Source organism: Faecalicatena orotica, assembly GCF_905197545.1.
Taxonomy (GTDB): Bacteria; Bacillota; Clostridia; order Lachnospirales; family Lachnospiraceae; genus Faecalicatena_A; species Faecalicatena_A orotica.
The window spans coordinates 103,918-118,470 of the sequence record NZ_CAJJZH010000008.1; the positions used below are offsets into that span (position 1 = coordinate 103,918).

The following is a 14,553-nucleotide window of genomic DNA, read 5'->3' on the forward strand; positions in this document are numbered from 1 at the left end:
ACACACCCCCTATGACAGCAGTTTTTCCGCATCAATGATTTCCCGGGCTATTACCACCAGTTTTTTATTTTTATCCCTGCTTTTTTTCTGCATCTGCTTCATGGCTTCAGATTCCTTCACGCCAAACCGATCCATCAGGATTCCCTTCGCCCGCTCGACCAGCTTGCGTTCCTTAAGCGCCATGTTCAGATTCTCATGCTTATCACTCATCTCTTTAAACTCTTCGAATCTGCGCAAGGCAACTTTAATCGTCACCTCCAGCTGCTTCTCGTCAATGGGTTTTAACAGATAACCGAATACACCAACTTCATTTGCCCGGTCTACCAATTCCCCGGAAAACTCACCCGATACGATAATAGAAGGAATCACCTTATTACGGTTTACCTCCTCTAAAACAGACAGACCGTCCTTTTCGGGAAGATTAATGTCCATCAGAATCAGATCCGGCTCTGTGTTTTGAATCTTTTCCAGCGCATCCTTCCCGTTCGCAGCACTTCCCGCAATGCTGTACCCCATTTCCCTAACCATGAGCTTGAAGCTTGTCAGGATGACAGCCTCATCCTCCGCAATAAAAACCTTTAATTTCTTCGTTTCCATACAGACCACCTTTCCAACACCACTTGAGTCTTATTATAAAGACCAGCCTGAGATAGGTCAACTTCATTATGTTTGTTAATTAATGGAATGGGAAAGGTATCGATATACACTTGTTATATGTGTATATCCCTGTTATAATAATAGCACAATAGAAAATTGGTCTTTCTATCCTACCGCAATTTCACATCAAAGGGAGGCTGCCAATGGCAATTCAGTACAAAACCAATATTATTTCTGCTTTAAAAACAGCAGGATATTCTACTTATCGTCTCCGCAAAGAAAAATTACTTGGAGAAGCCACATTGCAAAAATTTCGAAACAACGAATTAGTATCATGGGAAAACATATCTATTATTTGTAAACTGCTTAACTGCCAGCCTGGAGATTTAATGGAATATGTGCCGGATACGAATGAAACTATGGAACGCATTTGATTAGCCACTGTCACTCTGTCAATACTATTTCATGGAAGGATGTGTTAAAATGCCATTACCAAACCAGAAGAACGAATACACTGCTGATTATATTTATTCTCTGCCTGATGGGGAACGTGCTGAGTTGATTGACGGGCAGATATACTATATGGCCCCGCCAAACAGGAAACATCAAGAAATACTATTAGAACTTGCCGGTACTATCCGTGATTACATCAAATCCAAGGATGGCTTATGCAAGCTCTACATCGCCCCATTTGCCGTATTTTTGAATGAAGATGATAAAACCTATGTAGAACCAGATATCAGCCTCATTTGCTCACCTGATAAGCTAAATGAACAAGGCTGCGCAGGTGCCCCTGATTGGGTGATTGAAATAGTCTCCCCGGGAAGCAGGCGCATGGACTATTACACTAAATTATTCAAATACCGTACTGCCGGGGTACGGGAATATTGGATAGTTGACCCTGATAAAAACCGTATTATGGTATATAACTTTGAATCAGAGGATACTATCGAATACACTTTTACTGATTCTGTAAAAGCAGGCATCTATGAAGACCTGTCAATTGACTTCGAACAACTGAATATTTAATCACTGCCGCCCCCTCCCATCAGGTGAAGAATTCTCCTGATACGGCATCCGGTTGCTTGCTGAATGATAATGAACAAATAATTATTGAAATCAAAAAACTTATGTTGGGAAGCAAAATCACCCAACGTGAAATTGCTGAAAAGCTTCAAATCAAGTCCCAAGGATTAACTAAACTATTAGCAAAGAAAAATTTTGGTTGTGAGGACGCTGATAAAATTCTATCTGCTATGGGATATAATTTGATTGTAGATTTTCAACCAAATTCTTAATATATATCTTAAAGTGTGTTTGATCAGAACCACCGAATAGCCGCTGTCACTCTGTCAATACTATTTCATGGAAGGATGTGTTAAAATGCCATTACCAAACCAAAAGAAAGAATACACAATTGAAGATATCTATGCACTGCCTGACGGCGTACGTGCTGAACTGATTGACGGACAGATATACTATATGGCTGCCCCAAATACAACTCATCAGAGGATAGCCGGAAAACTGTTTAATATTATTGCCAACTATATATCTACAAAAGGTGGAGAATGTGAACCATTTATTGCCCCTTTCGCCGTGTTCTTGAATGAGGATGATAAAAACTATGTGGAGCCTGATATTAGCGTAATTTGCAATCTTGATAAACTGAATGATAAAGGTTGTGTAGGCGCACCGGACTGGGTGATTGAAATTGTCTCAACTGGCAGCCGGCGCATGGACTATCTAACCAAACTATTCAAATATCGCACTGCCGGAACAAAAGAATACTGGGTTGTAGACCCTGACAAGAACCGTATCACTGTCTATAATTTTGAATCAGAGGATATGGTAGAATATGATTTCTCTGATTCTGTAAAAACTGGCATCTATGAAGACCTGTCAATTGACTTCGGACAATTAAACATTTAACCACTGCCGCCCCTTTTATCAGGATTGGGGGCGGGTTTTACTACTTTTTAAGGTGTCTTGAATATCTCGATACTCTTTCGGAAAGGAAAGATAGCAGATTTATTTCGCCAGATATGCTACATTAGAGAAACAAAGAAAACAGCTACCACATTTGTAGAGCTGACCTAACAAATCACAAAAACAAGTGTATAATTCGTTAAAATACGGTCAGATATTTTTATGAGGCATATTAGATAATTTATGCTATCCAAATTTATTTACACACTCTATAACTATTTCTTCTAACCATTCTACATATTTATCTGCTACTTCTATAATACTTTTATTTTTAAACTCTTCTATTGTTTTGTTAATACTTTATTTACCAGTTATTACCAACTCATTTTTACTTTGTTTATAGCTGTATTCTTTGCACTCTGTATATTGTTTAATTTCTAAATCAATTCTCTTCCCACTAAACTTTCTAAAATCTCCATCAGGTCAGTATAGCACTGATCATCTCCCAACGTTATATACTTATTAGCATATAAAGGTTCTTTTTTTAGAGATCTATTTCTTGCATCGACTATTCCTTTTAACATAATTTTCGTTAATTCGTCAGGTTCCTTATCTGCGTACCATTTATGCCATCCCTCTATTTTATTATACTCAGCATTCATAATCCATAAAACCGACCTCGATGAACTAATAAATGCATTTAAATAATAATTAAATTCAGGAAATACATTCTCACTCTCTTTCATCTTATTGAAAAAAAATCGTGCTTCTCCTAATCTGCTTTCCGTATTCTTCATATATAGATCCTCCAATAAGTAAATTATATATCACTTACCATCGCTCTTCAATTATCCTACATTCCTCCGAGCGGCTCTCAGTCAGTCTCATTACTCTTGTGATCGTTCTCCCCTGTGTCAGGCATAATATGGCCGTCTTGTCATCCTTCTGCCATTCAATGACATTCAGGTCATTGGCTTGCCCCATAGGTATCGTAGTACCCGTGGGGTTGTTACTTTTCTATACATGGACGTTACCTGAAATAATCAGCCTGTCACTATAGCCCGGTGTAGTGTCTACGCAATCGCCTAGCTTTTCTAACATCTCTATAAAGCCGCAACAATTAATGACGAAAAAAATTTAATCGGTTCTGAGGATTGGATAATGAAAAATCAATACGAGGAACCGTATCACCCAGTAAAAGCAAACATGGTTCTTTTTATCTGTAAGAAAAGGGTTAATGTGCCAATAGATTCATTCCGTTTACTCGTTAAAGATATATATGAGTATATGGAATTCAGAACCCTCACATTTGTTTATAATTATACTGATAACGAACAAGAAATTTTGTTTTGGGACCTTTTCAAAAAAGACTGAATGCTCAGTGTAGCGGTTTCATGCCGCTGCATTTTCCAATTTTGTACTTTTTTTGTACTTTTCTTGCTTTTCCCCTCCCCCCATGCTATACTAACAATCGTTCCCAAGCCCTGAAAAATAAGGTCTTACGGGCTTACCGGCGATTCCCGCCGTAAAATGAATCGTGTGTTCGAGACCTTCCACACGTAAAACAAAACTAAAGGAGAATTGAAAAATGAAGAATTCAGGCAACAACAAAGTACTGTTTATGTCACAGGCGGCGATGATTGCCGCGATCTATGTAGTGATCACGGTCGTATTCGCACCATTCAGTTACGGAGAAGTGCAGGTCCGTCTTTCCGAAGCGCTGACAATCCTCCCGGTATTCACTCCGGCCGCAGTTCCGGGGCTGTTCATCGGATGTATCATCAGCAACATACTCGGCGGGTGTATCCTGCCGGATATTATTTTCGGAAGTCTGGCGACTCTGATCGGCGCCATATTCACGTGGCTGCTGCGTAAGAAGAGCAAGTTCCTCGCTCCGCTGCCGCCGGTTCTGGCCAATACGGTCATCGTACCGTTTGTCCTGCGCTATGGGTATCAGATACTGCTTCCTATCCCGCTTATGATGCTGACAGTCGGCATCGGGGAAATCATTTCCTGCGGAGTTCTCGGACTGATTGTATATGCCGCCCTGAGCAAATACAGACACGCCATTTTCAGAACTGCTTAAATGATATAAAAGAGCTGTCACAAAATATTTTGCGGCAGCTCTTTTTTACATTCAGACTTCTTTATTAATCACGGCAGGCAGTCTCACGACGACTTTGGTCCCCTGCCTTTCCTTCGAACTAATTTCCAGATTATAAGACTCGCCATATATGTATTTAATCCGCTCACGGATATTGCGGATGCCAATATGCGCCCCTCGGATTCTGCCTTTCGGCTGGTTCAGGATTTCATCGAGCCGTTCTCTCGACATTCCCGCTCCGTTGTCCTCTATGGATAACACAATCTCCCCCTCTTCCTGATGTGCGGTGATCGTAATACACCCGCCTAAAATCTCCCCGTTCTCATCCTTATTTTCCAGAATTCCGTGAAACAGTGCATTTTCAACCAACGGCTGTATTACATTCTTGGCAATCAGAATGCCTTTTACCTCTTCATCCACATCCATTTTTGTTTTGAATGTCCCTTCATACCTGTACTTTTGTATAATCAGATACTGTCTGGTCACATTCAGTTCCTGTTCTACGGTATCATAAACTTCCGAAATTTCGATACGCAGCCTGTCCCGAAGGATTTCGATCATGGCCCTGTTTACGGCAATAACATCCTCATTCCGTTCCTTCTGGGCCAGATATGTGATCGTATTCATGGTATTGTAAATAAAATGAGGGTCCACCTGTGAGACAAGCAGGCTGTAGCGCATCGTCTGCTCCAGCTTTTCCTTTTCAATCAGCTCCTGAATATTGTCCTCCAGTTTACCAGCCATAATGTTAAAGGATTCACTGGCTTCCCCGATTTCATCCCTGGACTTAACAGTGACCCGGGCACTCAGGTTTCCTTTTGCGATTTCGCCCATCTGCCGTGAGACTTCCCCGAGCGGGCCCACAAATTTCCGGACAAGCGGCACCATGACCGCAACCACGCAGATCCCGAAAATGGCTACCAGAATCTCGTTAAGCAGAATCAGTGAACGGTTATTTGCAATAATTTCCTCCCTCGTAAGCCTGCTCAAAAGCTTCCAGCTCCGGTTCTGGGAATAACGCACGACCGTGACTCCGTCCTCATCCCGATGAAAGCCTTCCATATAGCTGTCCCCTATCGTCAGATCGCTGAGAGCCGTATTCACATCAATATCGGAATCTTTTACACTCGGCGCCACCTGCACATTATCCCCGTTTAAGAGGAGAAAATCATTACAGTAATCATTGACATCCTGTGCAATGTAGATGATCTCGTCATAAGAGGCCACAATGACAGCCTGCCCTGTGATCCCATTCTTGCCGTACTGCCGGGCATACCCGTAGCCCATGTTAAAATTGCTCCCGAAAAATGCCGTTGACTCTTCCTTCACAAACGTAAAAGGCTCTACGAACATGCTGTTCTTCTCTTCCTCCCTCATCTTCGGAAGCACCTGCTGCTGGATATGTGATTTTACACTTTGGGAAATCCCGACCGTGTTAAAACTATAGTTCTTCTCCCCCCTGCTGACATTCAGATATATTCCCAGTACCTGATTCGGCGGCAGGCTGTCCTTGCGTCCCATCCCGGACAGATAAAGGCGTATCTTCGCCGCATTTTTCTCGACCGGTTCTTCCATATAAGCCTCAAGCAATTCATTCAACCCGTCATCTTTGCCGACAACAGTGGAAAAACGCTCCACCTCGTCAAAGCAGCGTTCCATCCGCATCATAATCTGTTCATTAAAATTCATGGCATTCTCCAGTTCCTTCTCGCCTGATGAGAGGTAAACAATATGCGGAAGCAGTACCGTCAGGGTAAAAAACATCACCAGAAACACTAATATCTGAGAGAGAAGCAGTTTATTCTTCAGTTTCATAATATCCTGTTAACCTTTCCGTTTATATTCGTTCGGGGTGAGCCCGGTAAACTGTTTGAAAATCTTGCTGAAATACTGGCTTGATGTAAATCCTGTCAGTTCAGCCACCTCATAAATCATATACTCACTCTGATCCAACAGCTTCTTCGCCTTCTGTACCCGGATGCCGTTCAGATAATCGCTGACTCCGATTCCCACTTCCTCTTTAAACTTCGTGGAAAGCCACGAATTGCTCAGGCTGACTTTCTGAGCCACCACATTTGTAGACAATTCGGGGTCTTTATAGTTTTCCTGTAGAAAATTCAGGGCCTCCTGTATCACCTCGGAATAAGAGCCCCTGCTGTCCTCTCCCGAAATCAGCTCAATCTCACTCATCTTAAATTCCAGAAAGGACGCGACTTCTTTTGGATTTCTAAAATCATATGTTGAACTCGATTCCGTCATGCTGAACCTGCGGCCGCTTTTTTCACCGAGAAGCGAACCCTCGAAACGGCTGACAGCATCCAGCATTCCCTTTGCATACCATAGGTACGTTACAATATCCTCCTGCTCAATGGCTATTTTTAAACGTTCTATATAACGCCTCTGGGCATCCCTGTCCCCATTCTTGATTCCATTAAAAATCTGTTCCGCAGAAACAGAGGGTGCCTTTGCTTCCGCGTTTTCCCCTGACAGACCGCCGCTGAATTCTGCAATCTGAGGTTTTCCCGTCACATAACGCCGCCATAACTGTTTCTTATTCTTCTCATAAAATCTACCAAACTGCCGGACTGAGCATCCTTTTGCATAATAATAAACGCTGAAGCTGCAGGATGTTTTCTCCCCCAGCCCTGCAATAATGCGCCGTGAAAACTGAAACATCCGGTCATTGATTTCTTTCAGCGAAATCAGGTTACCGGCAAGCTCAAAGATGCCAAGGTTTACCTTATCATCCACGGCAAAGGCTGATACCATCTGCATGTCATATCCCGGCGCATATCTGGCACACATACTGTCAAATTCATAATCATAGGCCAGATCAGAACATGCGGTGGACGGAAGATAAGACTCAATAAAATCCGGCACCAGATTCTTGGCAAGTATCAAATAGTAATACCTTTTGTGAATCCTGATATACTCATTCTCATCCAGGATACTCTTATAATGTTCCTCGGGTTCATTCTTAAGAAACAGCGATTCAAGGATCATATTCGTTGTATACTGGTTCTTTGCACATTCTTTCTGAATCTCCTCTTTTAAGCCGAGGATCTTCTGGAGGAAGGATTCTTCATCCACGTCACTTTTTAACAGATAGTCATCGATCCCCAGCCGGATTGCCTGTTTCACATAACTGAAATTTTTATATCCCGACATAAACAGAATATGTACCCGCTTATCTATTTCCCGGATCATCGTGACCAGTTCCAGACCGCTCATCGTAGGCATCCTGACATCCGAGATCACAAGATGGGGCCTGTGTTTGCGGAACAGTTTAAGAGCCTGTTCGGCATCCGTAGTAATCCCGACGATCTCAAATCCGTAATATTCCCAGTTTATAATGTCTTCCAGATACTCCAGCGCAAGCTTTTCATCATCTACTAACAAAACCTTTATCATAACCCACCTCACCATTAAATTTCCGGCCGTTCTGGCCGGAATTTCCACCACGCCCCCATTGTATCATAAATGAATACCAGTAAACCACAACCGCCCCGGCGCATTTGCGCCGAGGCTCATAATAACTGCCTGCTATGCATTCAGCTTGGCATATTCTTTTTTCTCTTTCCTGCTGCTGATAAAGTCCATAACTCTCTGGTTATTATATGTAAAGATCATGATGACCAGCAGAAATACGCCGGATGCCGTGTCCTGCAGCGAGGCGGACAGCCCCAGGCTTAACAGCCCGGTCGTAAGCATGTTCAGCACAAAATTCCCGATAAAGATACCGATCAGCAGGTTGCAGTACTGCTCCAGCGCCAGCCCCACATAAATACCGAGCATACAGTTGAATATAATATTCGTGCTGGACATATACATCGGCGTATCGATGGATCCCTGTATGGAAATTTTGAGAAGCGCCGCCACTCCGAGAAATACTGAAGAGATCACGTAGCACAGAAACGCGGTCCTCTTTGTGTTGACACCCCCGTTTTTTGCAATCTGCTGTGAACTCGCACATGCCCGTACATTGTACCCAAACTTTGTATAGTTGAATATGATGTAAAAGAGTGCAAACATTACTGCAAAAATGATCAGGCAGTACGGGAAACGTCCTAGTGTCGTCGTTTCCCCCTTGATTGCCGTCACCCATGAGATACTCGCCAGGTTGGAAAGTGTCTCATATACCATACATACCCCGAGTGCTGTTACGATTGCCGGTACACGAAGGAGCCTGTACATGATCCCCGAGACTGTCCCCAGCACGATCCCAGTGCCGACGACAAGTACGGCAAACGTAACGAGTCCGATCCCGTGCAGATAAACCATTTTCGCCCCGAACATTGCCGAGAGCATGACCACCGCCCCTGCACTTAAGTCCATCCTGTCGCAGAGCATATTGCAGCACATGGCAAACGAGATCAGTGTCGGTGCCAGAGACTGCTTCAGATTCATGATGAGGCTTGCCGGTTTGCCAAATTTACCGCCTGAACAAATGAAAAACAACAGATAGACAAACACCGGGAGCAGAATCACTTTCACAGCATTTTTTATTTTAATGGATTTTGTAGCCATATTCGTTCCCCTTTCAAGCCGGAGTCTGCCGGAAGCTATTCTGATTTATGCCTGTTCATCGTATCGTCAATACTGTAGGATGCACCCATTTTCACAAGGTCCTCTGACGTTGCGTCTTTGTTATACTTCTTGATTACCTGCTTAAGTTCATCCGTTGTCCATGCATAAACGCCGTCATTGTGCAGATAAGTCATATAGTTGGAAAATTCTTCTCCTGTCTTACAGGTAATGAAGTTCACCGGCACTTCAACCTTTTCGTCTGAAAGCGGTGTGCCTTCCAATGTGTTGTACATGAAGATAAACGGGAATACAACATCCACATACTGGCCGCCGATGGCACATGCAACCTCACCACTGTCCAGCCCTTCCTGACAGTTTTCAGAAAGGTCACAGAATGCAATCTTGATCTGTCCTTCCCTGCCTGCTGATTTGATCGGCTCGGAACAGTATTCGATACCGAGCAGTGTAATTGCGATACCGTCTATCGTATCGTCTGCCGCGAGGAAGTCCTCAACTGCTTTTGTAAATTCAAGCCCTCTGTACTCACCGGCTTTCTGAATCTCCGGATGGTCCTCGAATGCCGCCATCATGCCTTCCCAGCGCCTGTCATGGCATGTGATGCCCGGTTCATAGCCGATTGCTGCAATATTCTTACAGCCGGTGTCAATCAGACTTGTAATGATATCATATCCAGCTTGGTAATCCGCCTCATAGGAGCCACCGACAAAGTATTTGCTCGCATATACCTGTTCCTTAATACTTTCATCGATCTGTGAAAAACCAACACCGAGATAAACATCATTGTCTTCACATATTTTCAGTCCCTGCAGAACCGCCGTCCCGGAGAAATTAGTTGTAATGATTCCGTCCACTCCCTGGGCACAAAGATTTTCAATTGCAGAAAGATAAGTCTCATCCGCAAAATTCTCGATGATGTAATAACTGAATTTCACACCAAATTCTTTTCCCATATAATCCGTGTAGGATTTTAACTTCGAACATAGAAAATCTGTCGTTGTATGGATGACAACCCCAATCGTATAGTCTCCGTCCGGGTCGCCGCATGTCTCTCCCGCACCTGCATCATTCCCCCACACCTCATTCGTCTTTGCATCCGCTTCTTCTGTTTTTGCAGATGAATTATCTGAGTTCCCCTTGTCATTCGAACCGCTGCATCCTGCCAGCGAGAATATCATGACTGCTGCCATAATAAACGCGATCATTCTTTTTTTCATAACCTGTTTCCTCCTTATTTTAAGATTCCATCCGTATTCTTTTCATAGGTCAAGAATACGAGTAACAGCAGAACGAGCCCCTGTATCCCTTCGATCACACGCTCATTCACCCCTAGTATTATCAATCCGTTGCGCAGTAATATGACTGAAAAACTGCCGATCAGTGCACCAATGATTTTTACCTTTGACCCGCCTGAAAGGGGAACTCCGCCAAGGACCAGCGCTGTGATTACATTCATCTCCAGCCCCTGTCCTGTAGACGTGCTTACACTCCCGGCCCGCAGCATGAGGATGAACCCGGCGATTCCCACTGTGATGCCGCTGATTATGTAGGCTGTCATACGGGTACGGTTTACATGGATGCCTGCCTGCTGTGCCGCCAGCGGATTACCGCCTGCTGCTTTGTTTGCCTTTCCGATCCCGCTCTTTTCAAAGAGGAACCAGCAGATGACATACACCGCTATAAGCACCGCGATCTTGACCGTCCAGCTGTCATATTCATACATATACACCGGTATGCTGTATTTCTGCGCCGCACACACTGTATTCAGGATACCGCGGCACATATACATGATGCACAGAGATGTAATAAAAGGAGACACTTTTAAATATACGGATACTACTCCGTTTAGTATAAACCAGACGAGGGCAGAAGCAATATTGGTAATAAATACCATCCAGAGCGGAGCCCCCGCATTTGCCGCCAGAATTGAGATCAGCACACTAAACCCGATAACACCGCCGTAAGACAGGTCCATGCCGCCGTGCGAATATACAAAAACCGCTCCAAACGCCATAATCCCTACATATACGGTCTGGTTCAGAATACTCGTCAGGTTCCCCTTTGTCAGAAGCCTGCCCTCACCAAAAATCTGAAAGATCAGTATCATCAGTATCAATCCCAGAAAGGGGACCAGCTTCCTGAATACTTCCATGAGCCTCTGTGTACTTTCAGGGGCCGTTTTTACTTTTGTTTCCATGCCACTTTCCCCCTTCTACACCATTTCCTTTATAATTACCGATTCACTCAGCTTTGGGGAGCGCTCGAATATTTTCTGCACCCTGCCTTTTCTCAATATCATAATCCTGTCACTCATCCCAATCAGTTCGGGAAGTTCTTCGGAAATCATGATAATCGATTTGTTTTCTTTCTTAAGCTGGTACATCAACTGGTACATGAAGGCCTTTACACCGATATCGATTCCGCGGGTAGGACAGTCCAGAATGAAGATTTCCGATTCATTTGCCAGCCATTTTCCAAACACGACCTTCTGTTTGTTCCCGCCGCTTAAATCCTTGACATCCTGCGTGATCTCTCTGCACTTAATACTCAGCCCATCCACCTGACGGGCCGTAAATTTCTTTTCCGCTCCCTTGAAGATCAGGCCTGCGCTGCTGATTTTAGACAGGGAAGGAAGAACCATGTTGTCCATAATGCTGGCGGACAGGATCAAGGCCTCCTGATCCCGGTTTTTGGAAACATATCCGATCTTATTTTTAATCGCCTGCTTCGGGGAATGTATCACTTCACCATTTCCCAGAACCGCCTCGCCATACACCGGTTTTTCGATCCCGAACAAGACTCTTCCGAGCTCATGCATCCCGCAGTCGGTGAGCCCGCCGATCCCAAGAATTTCACCCTTGTGCAGCTCCAGCGAGACGCCTTCCAGAACCTGTTTGATATGGACGTTTTCCGCCTTCAGAACGACTTCTTCCCCGAAGTTCCCGTCATAATCGCTCCGGTAATAGTCCCCTGTCAGTTTTCTTCCTACCATCAGTTCTTTAATACGCTCTTCTTCAAAATCTTTCTGTTCCAGCTCTTCAATAAAAACACCGTCCCTTAGTATTATTAGTTTGCTGCACACGGTCATCAGTTCCTCCAGATCATGGGAGATAAACAGCACCGATTTGTCCTGTTCCTGAAGCCTCCTCAGTATCTTGTAGATGATGTCGCGCCCTTTCTGTGAAAGTGCCGTTGTCGTCTCATCAACGATAAAGATTTCAGGTTCGGAATATAATGCCCTGACCACTTCGATCAGTTTCCGCTCCTCCAGGCTGTACCGGCTGATCGGGTCCGCCGGATTGATTCCGGCCACCCCGACCACTTCCATAGCCTTTGCCGCCTCCTGATACATTTCTTTCCTATTTACAATCCCATATTTCGTGAATTTTTCTTCCCTGCCCAGAAAAATATTGTCTGCCACGCCGATCCCCGGCAAAGTGCCCATCTCCTGCGCCACCATACTGATCCCGCAGCGCTGGGCATCCATCGTGTCAGAGGGTTTATATGGCTGTCCCTTTAATTCCAGCGTGCCGGATGTGGCAGGGTAGACGCCTGAAATGATGGATGAAAATGTTGATTTTCCGGAACCGTTTTCACCGATCAGTCCTATGATCTCGCCCCTCTCAATCTGAATGGAAATGTCTTTCAGTGCATGGGTCAGTCCAAAATTCTTTGAGATATGATTTGCTTTTAAAATGATTTCTGCACTCATATATACCTCCTCTTATGCAGTCGTAAATTAGCCTAAAATAAGGACATTCCAAGACAGTTCAGGAAGTACTGCGCTCATTTTCTCCTCTGGTTTTATCTCCTTCATGACAACCTGGTCTGGCTTCTCAGGGGTATTGCGAAGCTCCAGGTCCCCACCGCTTAATACAAGGTGGCGTTTCAGTTCCTTGTCCCCGTAGCCCTGAAGCCGGATATCGAATTTTACCGCTTCATCCTGACTACAGTTCAATACGAATATCCTGACTTCATCCGCTTCCTCGTTGTATACGACTGCCGGCTCCACGATTGAAAGCTTTCCGAATTCACATTCATATTCCGGTGCCTCTACTGCTGCCCTCATCGCAGTTCCCCTGCCATATGTGCTCAGCGTATGGAATGTCTGATAAGTCGTCTGCGTGTAAATCCCTCCGTTTCGCAGGGTGGAGATTGGCGCTATAACATTAATCAGCTGTGCCAGACACGCGATTTCCACCACATCCGCATTATTGAGCAGTGTAATCCCCAGCCCCCCAAGTACGACTGCATCCAGAAGGCTGTATTTTTCCTCCAGTATTGAGGGCGCGGTTTCCCACTTTTCGGCCGAAGTCATCTCAAATGTCGTCAGCCCCATCAGGTCATCCAGAGAATCCAGCTTAATATCCTGAAAGTTCCATACATTCCATTCATCCAGACAAATCTTCACATCTTTCTGGAAATGATTTTTCGCCTTTACATAGTTGATTACTGTGGCGCTGTTTTTAATATGCGTATCAAGCTGTTTGTAGGATGCCAGATAATTTGTCAGCCCCTGCCCCGAGTTCATCGTATAGTTGTGGGTGGAAAGATAATCCACCTGTTCAAATAGTTCCGTCAGCATAGTGCGGTCCCACTCCAGATATGTAGGAAGCATTTCGTAGCTGCTTCCACAGGCAACCAGCTTTATGGAAGGGTCTGCCCACTTCATGATCTTCGCGGCCTCCAATGCCTTCTTCGTGTAGTCTTCCGCAGAGAGGTGCCCTGCCTGCCAGCTTCCCTCCATCTCGTTTCCCAGACACCAGTATTTTATCCCGTATGGCTCCCGGCTTCCGTTCTTTATCCGCAGGTCGCTCCAGTAGGTGCCGCCCGGATGGTTGCAGTATTCCACCAGATCCCCGGCGTCCTTGATACTTCCTGTCCCTAAGTTTACCGCGATCATCGGCTCGACCCCCGTCTTTTTTGCCCAGCGGCAGAACTCATCAATCCCGAATTCATTCGTTTCGATACTGGACCACGCATAGTCCATGCGCTTCGGCCTGTTTTCCTTCGGCCCGATTCCATCATGCCAGTCATAGCATGATACAAAGTTCCCGCCCGGATATCGGATTACCGGGACATTCAGTTCCCGCACCAGTTCCATAACATCCATGCGGTATCCATCCTCATCTGCCTTTGGGTGCCCCGGCTCATAAATGCCCGAATAAATACATCTTCCCAGATGTTCTGTAAATGAAGAGTACATCTTATCATCAATCTTGCCAATCGGATAATGCCTGTCACTGAAACATACAGCTGTTTTCATATCATTTTCTCCTCCCGTTCATATCCCGCACACGCCTTGCTCTGTGCTCCTGTTTCATGTTTACTGTAACTTTAATACAAATAAAATCTTACAGCCACACGATTTCTTTTTCATT

General features: G+C 44.6%; 15 protein-coding genes. 5 read left to right on the forward strand and 10 right to left on the reverse strand.

Going from position 1 to position 14,553, the window contains the following annotated elements:
- Positions 1-9 precede the first annotated feature (9 nt).
- Complete coding sequence (locus tag ABIN22_RS16885; protein ID WP_346910094.1) at positions 10-597, reverse strand: ANTAR domain-containing response regulator; 588 nt, start codon at positions 595-597, stop codon at positions 10-12.
- Positions 598-800: 203 nt separating this feature from the next.
- On the opposite strand from ABIN22_RS16885, the gene ABIN22_RS16890 reads away from it, so the two are divergent.
- From ABIN22_RS16890 to ABIN22_RS16905, 4 genes are all read left to right on the forward strand, one after another.
- Positions 801-1,031, forward strand: a complete 231-nt coding sequence (locus tag ABIN22_RS16890; protein WP_118622220.1) for a helix-turn-helix domain-containing protein — start codon at positions 801-803, stop codon at positions 1,029-1,031.
- A 49-nt stretch (positions 1,032-1,080) separates the two neighbouring features.
- On the forward strand, positions 1,081-1,626 hold the full coding sequence (locus ABIN22_RS16895; RefSeq protein ID WP_118622222.1) for a Uma2 family endonuclease: 546 nt from the start codon (positions 1,081-1,083) through the stop codon (positions 1,624-1,626).
- A 23-nt stretch (positions 1,627-1,649) separates the two neighbouring features.
- Entirely contained in the window at positions 1,650-1,895 is a 246-nt protein-coding gene (locus ABIN22_RS16900) for a helix-turn-helix domain-containing protein (RefSeq protein WP_346910097.1), read from the forward strand.
- An 85-nt stretch (positions 1,896-1,980) separates the two neighbouring features.
- Positions 1,981-2,526, forward strand: coding sequence for a Uma2 family endonuclease (locus tag ABIN22_RS16905; RefSeq protein WP_346910099.1), 546 nt, complete (start codon positions 1,981-1,983; stop codon positions 2,524-2,526).
- 434 nt (positions 2,527-2,960) lie between these two features.
- Here the strand turns inward: ABIN22_RS16905 and ABIN22_RS16910 are convergent, their stop codons facing one another.
- A complete protein-coding gene (locus ABIN22_RS16910; RefSeq protein WP_346910101.1) occupies positions 2,961-3,269 on the reverse strand; it encodes a hypothetical protein in 309 nt (102 codons plus the stop codon).
- 85 nt (positions 3,270-3,354) lie between these two features.
- Positions 3,355-3,507: a hypothetical protein gene (locus tag ABIN22_RS16915; RefSeq protein ID WP_187370895.1), complete on the reverse strand. Its 153-nt coding sequence runs from the start codon at positions 3,505-3,507 to the stop codon at positions 3,355-3,357.
- Between the two features lie 604 nt (positions 3,508-4,111).
- On the opposite strand from ABIN22_RS16915, the gene ABIN22_RS16920 reads away from it, so the two are divergent.
- A complete protein-coding gene (locus ABIN22_RS16920) occupies positions 4,112-4,609 on the forward strand; it encodes a QueT transporter family protein (RefSeq protein ID WP_109730818.1) in 498 nt (165 codons plus the stop codon).
- Between the two features lie 51 nt (positions 4,610-4,660).
- Here ABIN22_RS16920 and ABIN22_RS16925 read toward each other — a convergent pair whose 3' ends face one another.
- The 7 genes from ABIN22_RS16925 to arfA form a co-directional block, all read right to left on the reverse strand.
- A complete protein-coding gene (locus ABIN22_RS16925) occupies positions 4,661-6,442 on the reverse strand; it encodes a sensor histidine kinase (RefSeq protein WP_109730819.1) in 1,782 nt (593 codons plus the stop codon).
- A 9-nt stretch (positions 6,443-6,451) separates the two neighbouring features.
- Complete coding sequence (locus ABIN22_RS16930) at positions 6,452-8,038, reverse strand: response regulator transcription factor (protein WP_346910104.1); 1,587 nt, start codon at positions 8,036-8,038, stop codon at positions 6,452-6,454.
- A gap of 132 nt (positions 8,039-8,170) precedes the next feature.
- Positions 8,171-9,154: an ABC transporter permease gene (locus ABIN22_RS16935; protein WP_118622496.1), complete on the reverse strand. Its 984-nt coding sequence runs from the start codon at positions 9,152-9,154 to the stop codon at positions 8,171-8,173.
- A 35-nt stretch (positions 9,155-9,189) separates the two neighbouring features.
- Positions 9,190-10,389, reverse strand: a complete 1,200-nt coding sequence (locus ABIN22_RS16940; protein ID WP_109730822.1) for a sugar ABC transporter substrate-binding protein — start codon at positions 10,387-10,389, stop codon at positions 9,190-9,192.
- Positions 10,390-10,403: 14 nt separating this feature from the next.
- Complete coding sequence (locus ABIN22_RS16945) at positions 10,404-11,369, reverse strand: ABC transporter permease (protein ID WP_118622498.1); 966 nt, start codon at positions 11,367-11,369, stop codon at positions 10,404-10,406.
- 15 nt (positions 11,370-11,384) lie between these two features.
- On the reverse strand, positions 11,385-12,884 hold the full coding sequence (locus ABIN22_RS16950) for a sugar ABC transporter ATP-binding protein (RefSeq protein ID WP_109730824.1): 1,500 nt from the start codon (positions 12,882-12,884) through the stop codon (positions 11,385-11,387).
- A 27-nt stretch (positions 12,885-12,911) separates the two neighbouring features.
- The gene (gene arfA, locus ABIN22_RS16955; RefSeq protein ID WP_346910107.1) at positions 12,912-14,438 is read right to left on the reverse strand and encodes an arabinosylfuranosidase ArfA; all 1,527 of its coding nucleotides are present in this window, start codon (positions 14,436-14,438) and stop codon (positions 12,912-12,914) included.
- Positions 14,439-14,553 lie beyond the last annotated feature (115 nt).